At 64.3% G+C, this 14,825-nt stretch carries 9 protein-coding genes; all 9 read right to left on the bottom strand.

Annotated elements, in window-relative coordinates; all coding sequences use genetic code 11:
- Window positions 1-43 precede the first annotated feature (43 nt).
- The gene (pelG, locus tag QZ656_RS10335) at window positions 44-1,414 is read right to left on the bottom strand and encodes an exopolysaccharide Pel transporter PelG (protein ID WP_291993319.1); all 1,371 of its coding nucleotides are present in this window, start codon (window positions 1,412-1,414) and stop codon (window positions 44-46) included.
- Complete coding sequence (gene pelF / locus QZ656_RS10330) at window positions 1,414-2,943, bottom strand: GT4 family glycosyltransferase PelF (protein WP_291993318.1); 1,530 nt, start codon at window positions 2,941-2,943, stop codon at window positions 1,414-1,416. The genes pelG and pelF overlap by 1 nt, the downstream gene beginning before the upstream one ends.
- Window positions 2,940-3,929, bottom strand: a complete 990-nt coding sequence (locus QZ656_RS10325; protein ID WP_291993317.1) for a hypothetical protein — start codon at window positions 3,927-3,929, stop codon at window positions 2,940-2,942. Before QZ656_RS10325 ends, pelF begins: the two co-directional genes overlap by 4 nt.
- The gene (locus tag QZ656_RS10320; protein ID WP_291993316.1) at window positions 3,889-5,265 is read right to left on the bottom strand and encodes a PelD GGDEF domain-containing protein; all 1,377 of its coding nucleotides are present in this window, start codon (window positions 5,263-5,265) and stop codon (window positions 3,889-3,891) included. Before QZ656_RS10320 ends, QZ656_RS10325 begins: the two co-directional genes overlap by 41 nt.
- 14 nt (window positions 5,266-5,279) lie before the next feature.
- On the bottom strand, window positions 5,280-5,816 hold the full coding sequence (locus tag QZ656_RS10315) for a penicillin-binding protein activator LpoB (protein ID WP_291993315.1): 537 nt from the start codon (window positions 5,814-5,816) through the stop codon (window positions 5,280-5,282).
- 39 nt (window positions 5,817-5,855) lie between these two features.
- Window positions 5,856-9,899, bottom strand: coding sequence for a tetratricopeptide repeat protein (locus QZ656_RS10310; protein WP_291993314.1), 4,044 nt, complete (start codon window positions 9,897-9,899; stop codon window positions 5,856-5,858).
- The gene (locus QZ656_RS10305; protein ID WP_291993313.1) at window positions 9,862-12,009 is read right to left on the bottom strand and encodes a hypothetical protein; all 2,148 of its coding nucleotides are present in this window, start codon (window positions 12,007-12,009) and stop codon (window positions 9,862-9,864) included. Before QZ656_RS10305 ends, QZ656_RS10310 begins: the two co-directional genes overlap by 38 nt.
- 193 nt (window positions 12,010-12,202) lie before the next feature.
- Window positions 12,203-13,060, bottom strand: a complete 858-nt coding sequence (locus tag QZ656_RS10300) for a DUF4338 domain-containing protein (protein WP_291991654.1) — start codon at window positions 13,058-13,060, stop codon at window positions 12,203-12,205.
- A complete protein-coding gene (locus QZ656_RS10295) occupies window positions 13,057-14,757 on the bottom strand; it encodes an IS66 family transposase (RefSeq protein ID WP_291991655.1) in 1,701 nt (566 codons plus the stop codon). Before QZ656_RS10295 ends, QZ656_RS10300 begins: the two co-directional genes overlap by 4 nt.
- Window positions 14,758-14,825: the final 68 nt, after the last annotated feature.

The following is a 14,825-nucleotide window of genomic DNA, read 5'->3' as shown; positions in this document are numbered from 1 at the left end:
AAACCACAGCCGGGTCACGCGCGGTACTCCGCTGCGACTGCGGTTATTGCAGCATGAAGGTTTCGTACTCGAGCCGGCTCAGACGACGGTCGAGGAGTGCCAGCGCGGTGGCCAGGGTGACGAGTACGGAAAGGGCGAAGCCGTAGCCGTAGAGCGCAGCACCCCACCATAGTGATACCTCGGTGAGCAAGATGTTCAGCAGCAGGAATTGCGAACAGAGCAGCAGGATGATGCGCCGCTGATCGAGATAGAAGAAGATGTTGAGCACCGACAGCAGCACGATCTGCAGGCTGGCGCCGATGACCTGAATGTAGAGCAGCGGCAAATAGAGCTCGGAAATGTCGAGAGCCTTCAGCAGGAGCGGCCCGGAAACGAAAGTGACGAGCACGGCGAGGGTCTGGATCTTGCCGATTTCGGCCAGCCCCTGCTTGATCGAGTAGACCATTTCGTCGCGCATGTCCTCAATGTATTCCAGCGAGCCGCCGCTGCGTACGGCATCGTAGAACTTGTCGTAGTACTCGACGAAATCGGTTTCGATACGCAACATGAATACCGCCATGCCGGGGATGATCGACAGGTAGGCGAGGAAGACCGGCAGGTCGTAGATGAGCGAAGCGCGCAGGGCGCCGATGATCGGTTCCGAGGTGTCCGGGAAGAACCAGAACATGAACTTGTCGGCCCAGATGCCAAGGTTGTAGAGAAGACCGATGGCGAGCAGGCTGGAAAACATCGCTCCGCGTTTGGCGAAGTCGAAGGCAATCAGGTCGCGCGGACGAAACTCGCCAATCGTCACTACCCACATGCCAGCGAGCAGAACACAGTGACCGATGACGAATCCGGCCAGCAGCCCTTCCAGCCCGAACGAGCGCAACAGCAACGCCAGCGAGACGGTGATCGCATAGCCGATGGCGAACAGCGCGACGATGGCCTTGTAGCGCTTCATCCCCGACAGAAAGATGGTCATGATCCAGATGGCGCACATCAGCACGAAAGCGGCGAGCATCAGGATGCGATAGACGACCCCTGTTCCGGGGAGCAGAACGAACATCCCGATGATGCTGACCGCCGATGCGACGAGGATGATCAGCATCAGCACCCCGTTGAGGTTCGGCGTGACGAGATGGTCCTTGTTTTCGAATAGGCGATCGGAGACGAAACGCGTGAAGCCCAGTTGCAAACCGCCGGTCAGGATCAGGCTGGTGGCAATCAGGTAAGTCACCGAGGTCTGGAACTGGGTCACCAGGAAGGAAGGCACGACAACCGAGCTGCTCAGCAGGCCGATGATCAGGATGCCGAGGATGGACAGCACCCAGGGGCCGGAGCCGATGATGCCGGCAAAGGTGTAGGCCTGCAGCAGCCCGACCAGCGTCTCCTTCTTCAGCAGCTTGCGCAGTTCGAAGCCGATGCCCGCCATCAGTCCAGCCCTCTTGCCGCCAGCGCCCGCTCATAGACCCGGCGATAGGCGCCGAACATCAGGTCGTCGGTGTAATAGCGCTCGACACGGGCGATCCCCGCCCGGCTCGCGGCGGCCCAGGCCGCGGGGTTGCCGAGCAGATCAAGGGCTGCATCGGCCAGCGCCTGCGGCTCGGCGATATTGACCACCGCGCCGGCAACACCCAGTCGGCGGTCGTCGCCGTCCAGCCCTTCGATCAGTTGCCGGCATGAGCCGACGTCGGTGGAGACGGTGGGAACGCCGGCGGCGTAGCCTTCAAGGATGACCAGGGGCAGCGCTTCGCTGATCGACGAGAGAATGGTCAGGCCGATCTTCGGCAGGATGTCCTCGACCTTCTGGAAACCGAGGAACTTCACCTTGCCTTCAAGGCCCAGACTGGCAACGAGATTGCGGCACTCCTCGGCGTAGCCGGGGTCTTCGTCCTGCGGCCCGGCGATCCAGCCTTCCGCCGCCGGCATCTGGTTCGCCACCCTGCGCATGGCCCGGATGAAGGTCTTCACGTCCTTGATCGGCACCACCCGCCCGATCAGGCACAGTACCGGCGGCGGCGTTTCCGGCCGGAGAGCGCGCAGCGGTGCGAAACGCTGCAGACTGATACCGTTGGGGACGTTGAAGGTCCTCTCGGCCAGTGCTCCGTCGGCCACCTGACGCAGCCTGTTGGCTTCGTAAAGGGCGATGATCGGATCGGCCGAGTCGTAGCAAAGTCGTCCCAGCCATTCGAAAAAGCGGATCCACATCTGGCGGAAGTAGGAGAGTTCGGTCGGGTCGCGCTGGAAGATGTTCCGGTTGTCGCGGATCCACTCGCTCTTGAACAGGTCGATCTTCCGTTCCTTGGTGTAGATGCCATGTTCGGAGAGGATCAGCGGCCGCTGTCGCGTCTGCCGAAGCATGGCGCCGAGTAGTCCGGCATAACCCGTGGACACCGAGTGGAAAGCCCGCACAGGGATCAGCTCATGAGCGACGCGGGCGAGCTTCCAGAGCGGGGCATGCATCATGCGCACGGTCCAGAAGTAGTCGACGAAGGAGGGATCGGTGCAGTTCTTGCGATAGCGGTCGCTGATGACGCGCCAGGCCTCCTCGCTATGCAGAAAGTCAGCTTCCGGCAGGCGGCCGCCGGGCATCAGGTCGCGAACGATTTCGCCGAATGCAGCGCAGGCGCCAGCCGCTGCGTCTTCCCGCCGGAAAGCGTCGTGCAGTCTGTCGGCACGCGCGAAGGCATTTTCGCTGCCGCGACGGGGTTTGGGCTTTTCGCCATGAGGGGCGAAGTCATACAGGTAGTGGGTCTCCAGATGAACGACGTTCTCCGGCAGGGTGTATTTCATCTCGTCGTAGTCTTGCCGACGGCTGCCGATGAAAACGATGGCAAAGCGCAGTTCCGGGAAGGCACGGATGATCTGGTTGACCCAACTCGACACCCCGCCGCTGACATAGGGGAAGGTTCCCTCGAGAAGTAGCGCGATGTCGGCCTCGCGAGCCTGCGGGAAAGTCATGCCCGGCTCCAGTAGGCGATCACTGGCTGCAGGCGCGGCAAGGATTGCCAGTTGTCAAGATCGCCCATCAGGGCGCGCACCTCGTCGTAGTCCCCGGTCGCGAACGCCACTTCCGCCAGATACGGCACGATACGGGTTTGCGGCATCCCCAGCGCCAGCGCCCGGTCGTAGGCCAGGCGAGCTTCCTCCGGCTGGCGCAGTGCCTGCAGCAGGCGGCCGTGGCGCAGATGCAGGGCGGCATCATCAGCCGCTGCGGCGAGAGCGATGCGGGTGAAGCGCAGCGACTCGCGCAGGGCGTGCGTGCGCAGGTCCCCCTGGGCCAGTTCCTGATAGACCAGCTCCCAATACAGGTCGGCGAGCCGCCGGGCGGCCTGCCAGCCGGCAGCGCTCCCTTCAACTGCCGTCTGATAGCTTTGCGAGGCGCGGTGAATGTCGTCGTTGATCACCTTCTCCTTGCTGTCGAGCATGCCGTAGGCAAGCAGGCGGATATCCTCGGAAGGATCCGTGAGCACGCCACGCAAGAGCGGCGAGGCGACGTGCCCGGGTATATCCTGCAGGGCGACCAGTGCGCGCTGGCGGGCCGCCACGGGTGCGCGTTCATTGCTGATGAAGGAGCGCATGCCGGCCTGACGGAAACCCTTGCCGGCGCGCTGACGGGAGTCCATTTCCGGAAGGGACAGCGCCTCGAAGAGGCTTTCACGTTGGGCTGGTGGCAGGGAATGAAGCCTGAAAACACCGAGGATGACGGCCACAAAACCGAGTATGGGGACGGCGAAGCCGGTACCGGCAAGCAGCAGCAGGACGGGCACTCGCTTGCCGCTGGCGGGCAGAAAGGCGATCGCCACGCGGGCCAGCAGCAAGCTGGCAGCGGCATGCGCGCCAAGATAGGCGAGCAGCGCCGCATCGCTGCTGCCGCCAAGCAGCAGGGCGGCCCAGGCCGCCGACTCAAGCGTCAGCGTGTAGAGAGCGAGTTTCGGCTGGAACATTGCAGATTTCGAACAACTGCTTGAGCAGCGGTAGCGGCGCTGTTTCGTTGATCGCCAGGACGTGCGAAAAAACACCGGCCTCGCTCAGCCGGCAGCCGCTTTTTTGGCCAACCCACTCCTCGATGCGGGCGATATAACCTTCTGCCGCCGCCGCGCCTGCCAGAGGCATCAGGGTCACCAGCACTTTTCGTTGTGGGGAGTCGATCAGCCAGCTGACGTCCAGGGCGCGACGCTGCCGGCCGATCTCGAGGGCCAGATAGTCGAGCTCCGGGCGGGGCAGGAATTCGAGAACGGTGATGATACTGCCGGTTAGCGATCCCTGCCGGACACGCCACAGGCGCTGCAGCTCTGCCGCAAAATCGTCCGGGCAGGACGGGTATTCGCTTTGCACCTCGGCCGCCAGTTGGCGCGTGTCGAGTCCATCAACGTAGTAGCTGACGAGCAGGTTCAGGGTCTGCAGCATTTCTTCGTTGAGCGCAAAAAAGGGGACCCGCTCGACGGCCAGCACGCCGATCAGTTGCTCATCAAAAGTGATCATTGGTACGGCTATGGCATAAGTGCTGGGCGAGGTGCCGGCGGCCAGCGCAGCGGCCAGATGCGACAGCGTACCCGCCTCAAGGGCATCGCGGAGCAGAGGATCGTCAAGGTCGAGTTGGCCATGGTTCTGACACTGGCCGATGGTGGCGACCGCTTCTGTCGTGATTTCCCCACCTCGCGCCGCATGGATGGTGGCGATTTCCAGTTGGCAGTATTGTGCCAGCAGCCGCAACAGCCCCTGCGCACCGGGCAGGGGTGATGCGGCGGCTGCAGCCTGCTCGCGAATCAGCGACTGCAAGGTCGCCAGCGCGTCACGCATGGCCATCGGGCGGCCAATCAGATCCTGCTCGAGACGATCGTGCGACAGGCGCAGCAGGTAGTATTGGTGCGTCAGATATTCCAGCCGCTGGTGGAGGTACTTCTGGAGGCCCTCGGCGCGCCGGGCACGGGCCAGCCAGACACTGGAAAACTCGCCGGCGAGCATGACCAGAATCAGGCCGCCGAGGTAATTCAGTTTCGGGAATTCACCGACGACCCAGCCGGAGGCGTTGAAGGCGAGCCAGGCCAGCAGCAGCACAGCCGCCCCTCCCAGCCCGGGAAAGGGGCCGTAGCGCATGGCAAGAATGACCGGGGCGAACCACACCCACGGAAAACTGGCCTTGATCCACAGCGGGTCGAGCGGATTTACCCAGATGCCGATGGCCACCGCCAGCAGCGGCAGGATCGCGGTTTCGCCGGCGACGGCCCAGGGCTTGCCGAAGGGGCCGAGGTGGCGGAGGAGGAGTTCCTTGGCGGCCAAAGTGCTCGCTCCGCTCAGTCCTGGCGCGCCGAAAGTCCATCGCCGATCAGCTTGCGCAGCAACTGCTGCGCAACGGCGGCCAGCGAATCCCGACTCCAGCCGGCTTTTGCCCCGACGCCGGTCCACAGGGTTTCCCCGCTGGCCACGTCGATGATCGACACCGCGATGCCAACGGCAGGCTCGCCGTCCACACCGACTTTGTAGCGCCACTCTTCGACGCTGCCGCCAAGTGCGTAACGCGCCCCTTCAGCGCGCGCCCATTCGAGCGCCGCCTCGGTCTGCCGGCGATCAGCCGCTTCAAAAAGTGCTTCCTGCTGCAACGCCGCCGGGTAGCGGCGCAGCCTGGCGATGCCCTGCGCGCGCAGCACGCCCTCGGCAACCGCCTCCGCCCGGCTGCCGGCCAGCGGTGTTTCGGTGAGGTTGGCGAAAGGCAGCAAGACCCACGCGGCCTGTCTGCTGACGGCGGGTGGCGCGCTGCTGTCGAGCGTGCTGCAAGCCGCGAGCAGCAGAATCGCGGCCAGTGCGACGAAGCCTTGGACGATGCGTTTCATGGTGATTCTCCTGTGGTCAGTCTGTTCAATCCGTTCGCCCTAGAAGTGCAGGCGATAGTTGAGGCCGAATTCTCGCACCAGTCCTTCGGTGTTGGCGCCGCCGCGACTCAGTCGCCAGCCGAAATTGAGGTGATCGGCACCGAATACGCTGCCGGCAATACCCGTGGCCAGGTCGTAACCCGGCCCTTCGTCACTGTGCCAGGTGCGGGCAACGCTGGCATAGGGGCGCCAGGCACGGGTGTAGTCTTCTGCGAAATTCATGTCCGTCGACAGACGGATTCCCTTGTAGTCGAAGCCGGTTGGAACGAAGAAGGTGCCAACGCTCCACGGGCTATACTCACCGGCCGGGAACAGCGGCGCCAGTTGCGGGTCGTTAACGAAGTTTTTCTGGCTGTAGCGGTGCTGCGACCAGAAGACGCTGGCCTCCAGGCTGCGTGGCTCGACGCGCAAGGCATGGCCGTATTCAAATCGCCAGACATTCCCGCTGCCAACCTCGGCACCGGTCTGGGCATAGAAGCGATCAGTGCTGCGTTCGACCGTGAAGCGGTCGAAACGGGTCAGCTGGTAGGCCAGCGATAGCGCGGCCAAATCCCGCATGCCGCCGACGCGCAGCGCGGTCGACTCGTTGGCCGGCTGCTCGTGACCGAGCGCAAAGGTGGTCGTCAGCCGATTGCCCAGATTCTGCTCGTGCTCGATGAGCAGGGGATGGTACTTCTCGAAGCTGTTGTGCTCGGCAACGCTGAGCTTCGTTTTTCCTTCCTGGTGCAGCCATGTCATGCGCGCGCTGTAGTCGGTCTCATCGGGTGTTTCCCCCATGGTTTCGGGATCCAGGTTGTGGCGTGCGATTGTCCCCGCCGCGAAGTCCATCGACAGGCGCGGTGAGAGGGCGAGGTGGGCGCGGACACCGGTATTTCGTTCGTCAACCGTGCCGATATCGTTCTGCCAGACACTGCCACCCAGCTGCTGCGAGTGGGCGAGCAGGGTCTCGCTCAGCTGCTGGTGTAGCGGGTCATCTGCTGGCAGCTCGGCCTGTGCGTCGAAGGCTTCGCTCTGCGCCAAGCGCAAGTCCCCGACCACGCGTGCCGCCGCGATACGGTCGTAGCGTGGAATCAGCGGCGCAAAGTCATCGAGCAGCTCGCCGGCCTGCGCCCGGTCGCCCGACTCCAGGGCGAGGCGCATTTCCCCCCATAGTGGCCGTGCCGCCGTTTTTGCATATTGTTGCCAGAGCCAGCCACGCGCGGCGTCGAACTGCTGCGCATCGAGTAGCCAGCCGAAGGCCACATCGCGCGCGGACGGCGACAACTGGCCGTCTGCAGCACGATCAAGCCTGAGCATTTCGCGCAGCGTCGCATAGGCCGGGTCACCGGGCTCGGCAAGCATCAGCAGTCGCGTGCGCGCGGCCTGCCGCAGTGCGGCCATCGCCTGCGGCAACTGTTCGCCAGCGGCTTGCTGCCGCTGGCGCATGCGGTCATCGAGCAATAATTGCTTGCGCAGGCGCCAGGCACGATCCACGTCCTGATTCTGCTCCAGCGCATCGGCATAGTTCATCAGCCACAGGAAGTCGTCGCGGTGGGCGGCGAGCCGGGGGGTCAGATAGCGGCGCAGGGCAACGTCGGGAAGCGATAGCGCGAGATTGGCGGCAGCCAGCACATCGTGCATCGCCGGATCAGGCTGCCAATGGCGTTCGTGGGCGGCCATGATGTTGCGCAGGCGCTTTCCTTCACCGCTCTCGATGAGCAGCCAAAGCAATGCCTGCTGGATGTCGGCGCTGTCCGCGGCCAGCGCAAAGGCGGCATCCAGGTCGGCCAGCGCCATGCGCCGCTGACCGCTGGCCATCAGGTACTGGGCCGAAAGACGGAGGAAGCTGGCCTGGTGGCGCAGCTGGGCCGATTCTTCGGCCGACAGGGTGCTGATCAGCTTGCCCATCTCCTGCCAGCGCCCGGCCGTCGCGTAGAGGCCGAGCGCCTGCTGCAGCAGCTGCGAGTCACGGAAGCGTAACCAGCCGTCACTGCTGATACGCGCGGCTTCGAGCGGGTACTCGTCAAGGAGTAGTCGGGCCAGATTCTCGTGATCGCCGGCCAGCGCTTCCTGGCCAGCAAGCACGTGCCGATAGGCGGCGGCGGCCTGCTTGTCGTCACCGAGCCGCGCGGCGATGTCAGCGCGCAATCGCCAATAGCCAGCACCGGCAGCGCCGGCTTCGCCGGCATCATCGGCACCTTCAAGTATCGCCAGAGCGCTGGCCTGCTCGCCGCGTAGCAGGTAAAGCGTCGCCACGTGCACCGACTGCGCCGCTGTCAAAGCCTTGCTGGCCATGAAGCTTTGCCAGAGCGCCAGCGCCTGGTCATCGTCCCCCATCCGTTCGGCCAGTTCGGCCATGCTGAGCAGCAGTTGCGGCTGCTTGTGCCGGCGGTATTCCTGCTCGAGAAAGCGCATCGCCCCCCGGGGCTTGCCGAGACGTTCGAAGGTCGCCACCAGTTCCACGATCAGCGCCAGATTGGCGGGCTTCTGACGCAGCTGATGTTCGAGCGCGGCCAGCAAGGCCTGGTCGTCAAACAGCCCGGGCGCCAGCCGCAGGATGGCCTGCCAGGCTTCGTCGCTGGCGTTGGCACGCGCCAGATACAGCCAGTGGGTAAGCGCGATCGCCGGGCGCCCGCTCCATTCGGAAACGCGTGCCAGCCGCTTACGCCAAACCAGATTGTCGGGTGCCTGGCGCACCGCGGAGGCGGCGACTTGCCAGGCATCCTCGAGATTCCGGTTGTCGAGGAAAGCTTCGAAGCCGATGGTGTAGATACGGTCGTCGAACGGCAGCTCCGGGCCGCTCTTTTCGCCGACGGTTTGCCAGCGGATCGCGTAGGCGCGTGCCAGCTGCTCCTCTTTCAACTGTTGCAGCAGCGACAGGCGCAGGAGCTTGCGGGCATATTTGTCGGCCAGGTCCGGGCGCCTGAGCGAGCGCGCAAAGCGCACCAGCAGTTCCAGAACCCGAGTGCTTTCAGTCAGTGACGGCATTGCAGTCAGCGCTTCTTCAGCGAGGGCTAGCGCCTCCTTCACCTGGTCGCCGGACTGGAGCACGAGCATGCCATCCAGGAAGAAACGGCGTTGTTCGGCGGGCTCACTGCTACGTCGCGCCGCAGTCAGGAAAAACTTGCCCGCGGCAAGGTACTCGCCACCCGCCAGGGCGGCGCGTGCTGCCGCTGCGTGCCAGTCGGTAGAGCGTCCCTCACCGCTGACCGACATTCGCTGCAGCAATTCGATGCCCAGCCGGGCATCGCCGGCAAAGTGCACCAGCAGTGCCAGCACCTGTGGGTTTTCACCCAGGGACGGCGTTACGGTCAGCTCTTCTTCAACGAGGGCCAGCGCCTCCTTCACCTGGGCGGCGGACTGGAGCGCGCGCATGCCATCCATGAACAGGCGGTGTTGTTCGCCGGGCTGACTGCTACGCCGCGCCGCGATCAGGAAAAACTTGCCCGCCGTAAAGTATTCTCCTTCCGCCAGGGCTACGTGGGCGGCCTCTGCGTACCAGTCGGCAGAACGCCCCTGAGCGCTGGCAGAGCTGCGCTGAAACAATTCGATGCCGAGCTGGGCATCGCCGAACAGGAAGGCCCGCCGGGCAATCTCGATCGTCATGAGCTCGGGCCAGTCAAGGGCAGCCAGGGTGTGCAGCCTGGCCCGCAGTTGCGCCTTATGCTCTGCGTGTTGCGCTGTCCCGGGGGGCATGCGGGAAAAGCGTTGCTCCGCTGCGCGCCAGCTCAGCCAGCTTGCTTCCAGGCGGATTTCCTTGTCTGGCGACTGCAGCAGCTTGGCCAGCGTATCTTCCAACTGCTCGTAGAGGCCGCTGCTCAGGCGGTGGCGGGCGAGCAGCAGGCCGAGTTGTGGGTTGCCGGGATCGGTGCGCAGCAGATTGACCAGGTAGGCCTCGGTGACGGCATTCTGCGGGGCTTCGATGATGCGATTGACCAGCGCCTTGTGTGGATAGATGGCGACCAGCACGCCAAGCACCAGCACGCCAAGCAGCGTGATCGACCACGGCGGCGCCAGCCGCGGGCGCTCAATCGCGGCAGCGAGTTTCGATTGTTCCAGCAGCATCGCGCACACGGAAGGATTGAACGCCGCCGGAACTCTTCCACGGTATCAGCTTGCGCCCATTGGCGAGCACGCTGCAGTGGCTGGCGTTGGCCAGCGAAAACTCGATGGCCTGATGCCCCTTGAGCGAAAAGCGCAGGCCGGCCTCTGACGACTGCCAGTCAGTCAGTCGGGCGTCGGCATCGGCAAGATAGACGGCGCCGGATGGGCTGCCAGCAAAGCGCAGCAGGGTGTCGCCAGTGGCCAGGTGAATGTAGTTGCCCTCCTTGCCGACGAGATAGCCGGCGACACCGCTGGAAGCCCGGCGGTCCGGGTAGCCCATGCTGACCGGCGCGCGCAGCGTGCGCAACTCGCCGTTGCCGCGGATGCGCCAGCCGCCATCTTCCCGTGCCAGTACCATGGTCTCGAAATCAAGGGCCTTGCGGATGAAGTCGGAGGCGTGGATCAGGTTGGGTGACTGTGCCAGCGACCAGTCGTAGACCTTGTACAGCGCATTCAGCGACGCCCGCTTGCTGGCCGAGAAGGTGTGATAATAGATATCGATCGGCTTCAGCCGTCGCGGCGATTCGGTCATCTGGAAAGTCTCGATGACCCGCTCGAAGCCATAGAACGGGCCGTGCCAAAGGTTGGTGTAAACGTTCTCGTTCATCACCGGGGCGAAGGTCTGGAAGATGCCGTCGATGGCATAGCCGAGCGGTGAAACGGCGGTCAGGCTCGGGAAGGAGCGGGTGATGATGGTATTGCCGCCATTCATGTTCAGCAGGCCGGCATCTTCGGCAATGCGCAAAGCCCGCGCCTGGGGTGCGGCATCACCGCTCCACAGCATGATCCGAACCGGTTTTCCGGGCGGCGCAAGATTCTTGCGGATGTAGTCGACCGAACCGACGATCTCCCGTTCCAGATTCATCTCGTAGCCGGGAATCTCCAGATGATAGCTCTCCTCCCCTTTCTTTTTCGGCGTGGCCAGCTCGGCGCGACTCCAGTCAAACGGGTGCGAATAAGTGTGGCTGGCAATCTCGATGTAGGGCAGCGCGAAGGTGCGTCGGGCGATCGCCTCCATCGCCGGTGAGAGGGCCGGGTACAGCCCGTCCGGGGCGACCTCGCCTTCGATCACCGACATCGTCGTCGGTAGCCGGTAGCGCTGCAGCACTTGCGTCAGCAGTGCTTCGCCGGCCAGTGGTGTGCCCGGCAAGGCGGCGCGTGAAGGATAGCCGTCACCGTCGATATGGATGAACATCAGGCGATGGCCGTTCTCGGTCGTCGTATCCGGCAGTGGCAGCTCGGGCAGGGCCAGCGCCTGCTGCAGAAAGGCAAAGGGGTCGATGATCCAGCGCGATTGCTCGGTGTTGGGCAAGTCGATAGCAGCGAAGGGGTCAAGGACATAGCCTCCCCAACGGGTCAGTGCGGCAGCATCGAAAGTTTGCCCGCGAGCATCGGCCAGCTTCAGCAGGGAGCGGCCCTGGCCGTCAGCCAACTGCAACGGCTCCAGGCTGCGAGGATCGGCTTGCGGGGCTGCCTCGAAAGCCATCATCGCGTCCTGGCTGAGCACCGTCAGGCGCCCAGCGCTTCCCGATACCGGCACGGATTTCAGGCCCAGGCGCTGAGCCAGCCGGCCTTCCGCAGCAAAGGGGAAGTTACCGAATATGGCCACTCTCAGACCCTGGTCAATCTGTCGCTGCAGCCAGTCTGCCACCTGGCGGCCGTGGGCGAGCGGCGCTTCGGCCCAGCTCACAATGCCGGCGTAGCGCGCGGCCAGCGGGCCGGTAGGCAGCGGCTTGCGCAAGTCGTGGAAGTCGATCGCATAGCCCATGTGCTGGATCGGCATGGCGCCAAAACGCAGTGCCGGGTGATTGATCAGCAGCGCTCCGGGGCTGCCATCGTAGAGCATCAGGATGCGTCGTGGCACGACTTCCCGGCGCCCGATGCCGAGCGTGCTGACCTGCCCGTCGGTGACCCAGGGCTCGATGCCGAGCGCACGAATTCGCGCGGCCGTTTCGCGCATCTGGCCACGTGCCTGCGGCGGTAGGTAGTCGATGGCCAGCACCGGTACGCCGAATTCATCACGCACGCGACGCAACTGGCCGAGCAACCACTCGCGGTCATTGGCAGGCACTTCCACGTAGCGGCGCGCGGCCGCGTCCCAGCCCCGGAAGAGAGTTCGGCGGCGACCATGGTGATCTTGTCGCGGACGGCCGGCACGATCTCGAACCCACGGTTGAGAATCAGGCGAATACCCGGAAAGCGCTGGTGCAGTGTCGTAAGTATTCGGCCAACCCGTAGCGCGCCAGCGCCATTGCCGAGGCGGGTTAGCGGCAGAGGACTGATCGGAAGGATCGGTGAAGGGGATAGAGCCAGATATCCTTGATCGGGAGGATCGACTTGCGGGTGGGGCACTTCTTGCCTCGGCCGGCGGTTTGGCCGACCTTGATCCAGTTGGCGGCCTGGTAGCAGGTGCCGCGATGGCGGGGCGTCTCGACGAAGGTTTCGAGTAGTACGGGGCGGTAGCCGTAGCGCGCCAGCCAGTCCTTGGGCAATTGCCGCTGCATAAGCGAGAGGATCTTGGAGGCCAGGCCCTTGCACTGGATCCAGGGCAGGATCAGAAAGCGGGCATTGTTCACCACCAGTTGCAGGTTCCTTTGTCGCTGCTCATCGTGCCAACCGATGAATTGCTCGCGCGCGGCGAGTTTCCAGGCGCTGGCGCCGAAGCTGAGCAAGGCGACCAGGGTCTCGCCGGCGAAGACGAAGTAGCGGCTCTGACTGCCCGCCATGGGCGTGTGGCCGAGATAGTGGTAGCGGGCGATGTACTCGTTCCACAGACGCGAGTTCGCCGAACCGACGACCTGATGCAGACGCAGCGGCGGCAGTTCATGCACCGGCTGGGTGAGCAACGGTTGTGGATCGGTGGCGTGAGTAGGCAGATACTCGGGTTGGCGAGGAGCGGCCCGTCGTGCCGCCGGCAGGGTGAGCAGGCCGTCGGCCTGCATACGCAGCATGGCCACCCGGCAGGTCATATCCTTCAGCTCGCCATTGGGCTTACGCCAGTCGAAGAGCTCACACACCTGGCGCGACAGTTGCGCGCGGCTGCTGCCAGGATGGGCTTCGATCAGGCGGCAGAGGGCCTGCAGTTCGTCGTCGGTAAAGTGACGCCCGCAATAAGGCTTCACGAGCTATCGATGGGACGGCTCTGATCGACCGGGATGCCACGCATCTGAGCCAGTCGATCGGTCGCCATCGCCCAGGGCAGAAAGGCACTCAAGTCCGTCGGCGGCAGGTTGCCGTTGGCGGCGCAGGCCTCCAGATACGCCGTCAGCCAGGTGCGCGGGTTGATTCCCCACAAGCGCAGCGTCAGCAGCAAGCTGAACATCGTCGCGGCGAGTGCGCCGGACCAGAGACTGCCCGACCCATAGAAGTTCTTGCGTGCGACCACCGGCGTGCGCTGTGCGCGCTCGGCGGCATTATTGTCCATCGCCACCTCGGGGCGGTCGACAAAGACGGTCAGGCCGGACCAATGTTTGCGCATGCTTCGCAGCACCTTGCTCGCCGGCATTTTGAGCGCCGGGTTCGCCAGTTCGCTTTCCCGTTGACTGGCCATTTGCGTGATCGCCTGCCGCAAGGCGCGGTCGCGTTCGGCCCACTGTACTGGGTCGCTACGGACTTCCAGGCGCCGTCCATTCAAGTGGTAGAGCTGAGCGATCTGCTCGACCCAGGCCAGTGCCCAGTCCGCGAGCTCCGGATGGGCGTTGGCCAGTTCCAGGAAATCACGCCGCTGATGTGCCCAGCAGAAAGCCAGAATGAAGTGGTCAAGGACTCGCGCGAGCTTCTTGTAGGCCGAATAGCGATCACAGATGATGACTCCTCCGGCGCTACCGGAGAGCTCCCGGATCGGCACCGCCGCCGAGCGGCTCGGGTCGAGCACGAAGTGGATGACCGATGGGCCGTGGAACACCCAGAAATACCAGCGATGTCCGACCTTCCCTTCGGTCTCGGCAAAGACCCGCCAGCGGGTCTCGTCTGCGTGCCACTGTTTCTCGCTGCGTAGTTGGCCAAGCAGTGCTTCTTCAAGCGGCTCGAACAGCGGTGCCAAGGCACGCAGTCCGCCGGCCACCGTTCCTGCCGAGAGCGTCAGTCCGTGGTCGGACAAGTCTCGCAGAAGCCGATGCGTCGGCTGGCCGTACAAGAACTTCGACAGCAGCAGGTGCACCCAGATCGACACGCCGTACTTTCCACGCGGGATCAATCGTGCCGGCGGTGGCGCGGTCAGAATACCCCGCGCGCCCGAACACTGACAGGTCCGCCGGTAGCGCCGCCGGCAGATCTTCCGGCGGTAGGCCTTGACCTCGATCTCGAGGACTTCACTGTCTTCCGTGCCGGGAAAGTCGACGTAGCCCAGACCACAGTCCGGGCAATGCGGGCAGTCGATGTCGATGACCTCGATCTGCGTCGGCAAGTGACTTTCCGGGTTCCGCCCGTGACCCGCTGCTCCCGGTTGCTGACCTCGAGCTCGCGACGATTTTTGGTCCGCCGCCGGGTTCTTCTCGGCTCCCGAAGAGCGTTCTGACTTGCGACCAAACAGGCGTTTTTGCAGATCGCGGATCTTGCCCTTGGCCTGCTCCAGTTCGCTGCGCAAGGCCGCCTCGCGCGCCGCCGCTTGCGCCATTTCCACCCGATGAGCGGCCTCCGATTGCGCCAACCGAACCAGCGCTTGTCGATGTTGGCTCCGCCAGAAGCTGGCCTCCCAGCGGAGCTTGATTTCCTGCTCCTTGGTCAACGTCACCAACACCTCGGCGAACGGCGCCACTTGGCGGTGACTTGCCGCCGATCCTCCGCCAATGATGTCCGCACCCGTGTCCATGCGCCGCATGGTGCCGGATTTCCGCTGCTGTGTCCAGTCCAGATTTCCGGTCTACCCGCCAATCGCTGACTGAACCA

It is taken from the genome of Candidatus Accumulibacter sp. ACC003, assembly GCF_907163085.1.
GTDB lineage: Bacteria > Pseudomonadota > Gammaproteobacteria > Burkholderiales > Rhodocyclaceae > Accumulibacter.
The sequence above is the reverse complement of the archived record's forward strand: the minus strand, read 5'-3'. Positions and strand labels throughout refer to the sequence as shown.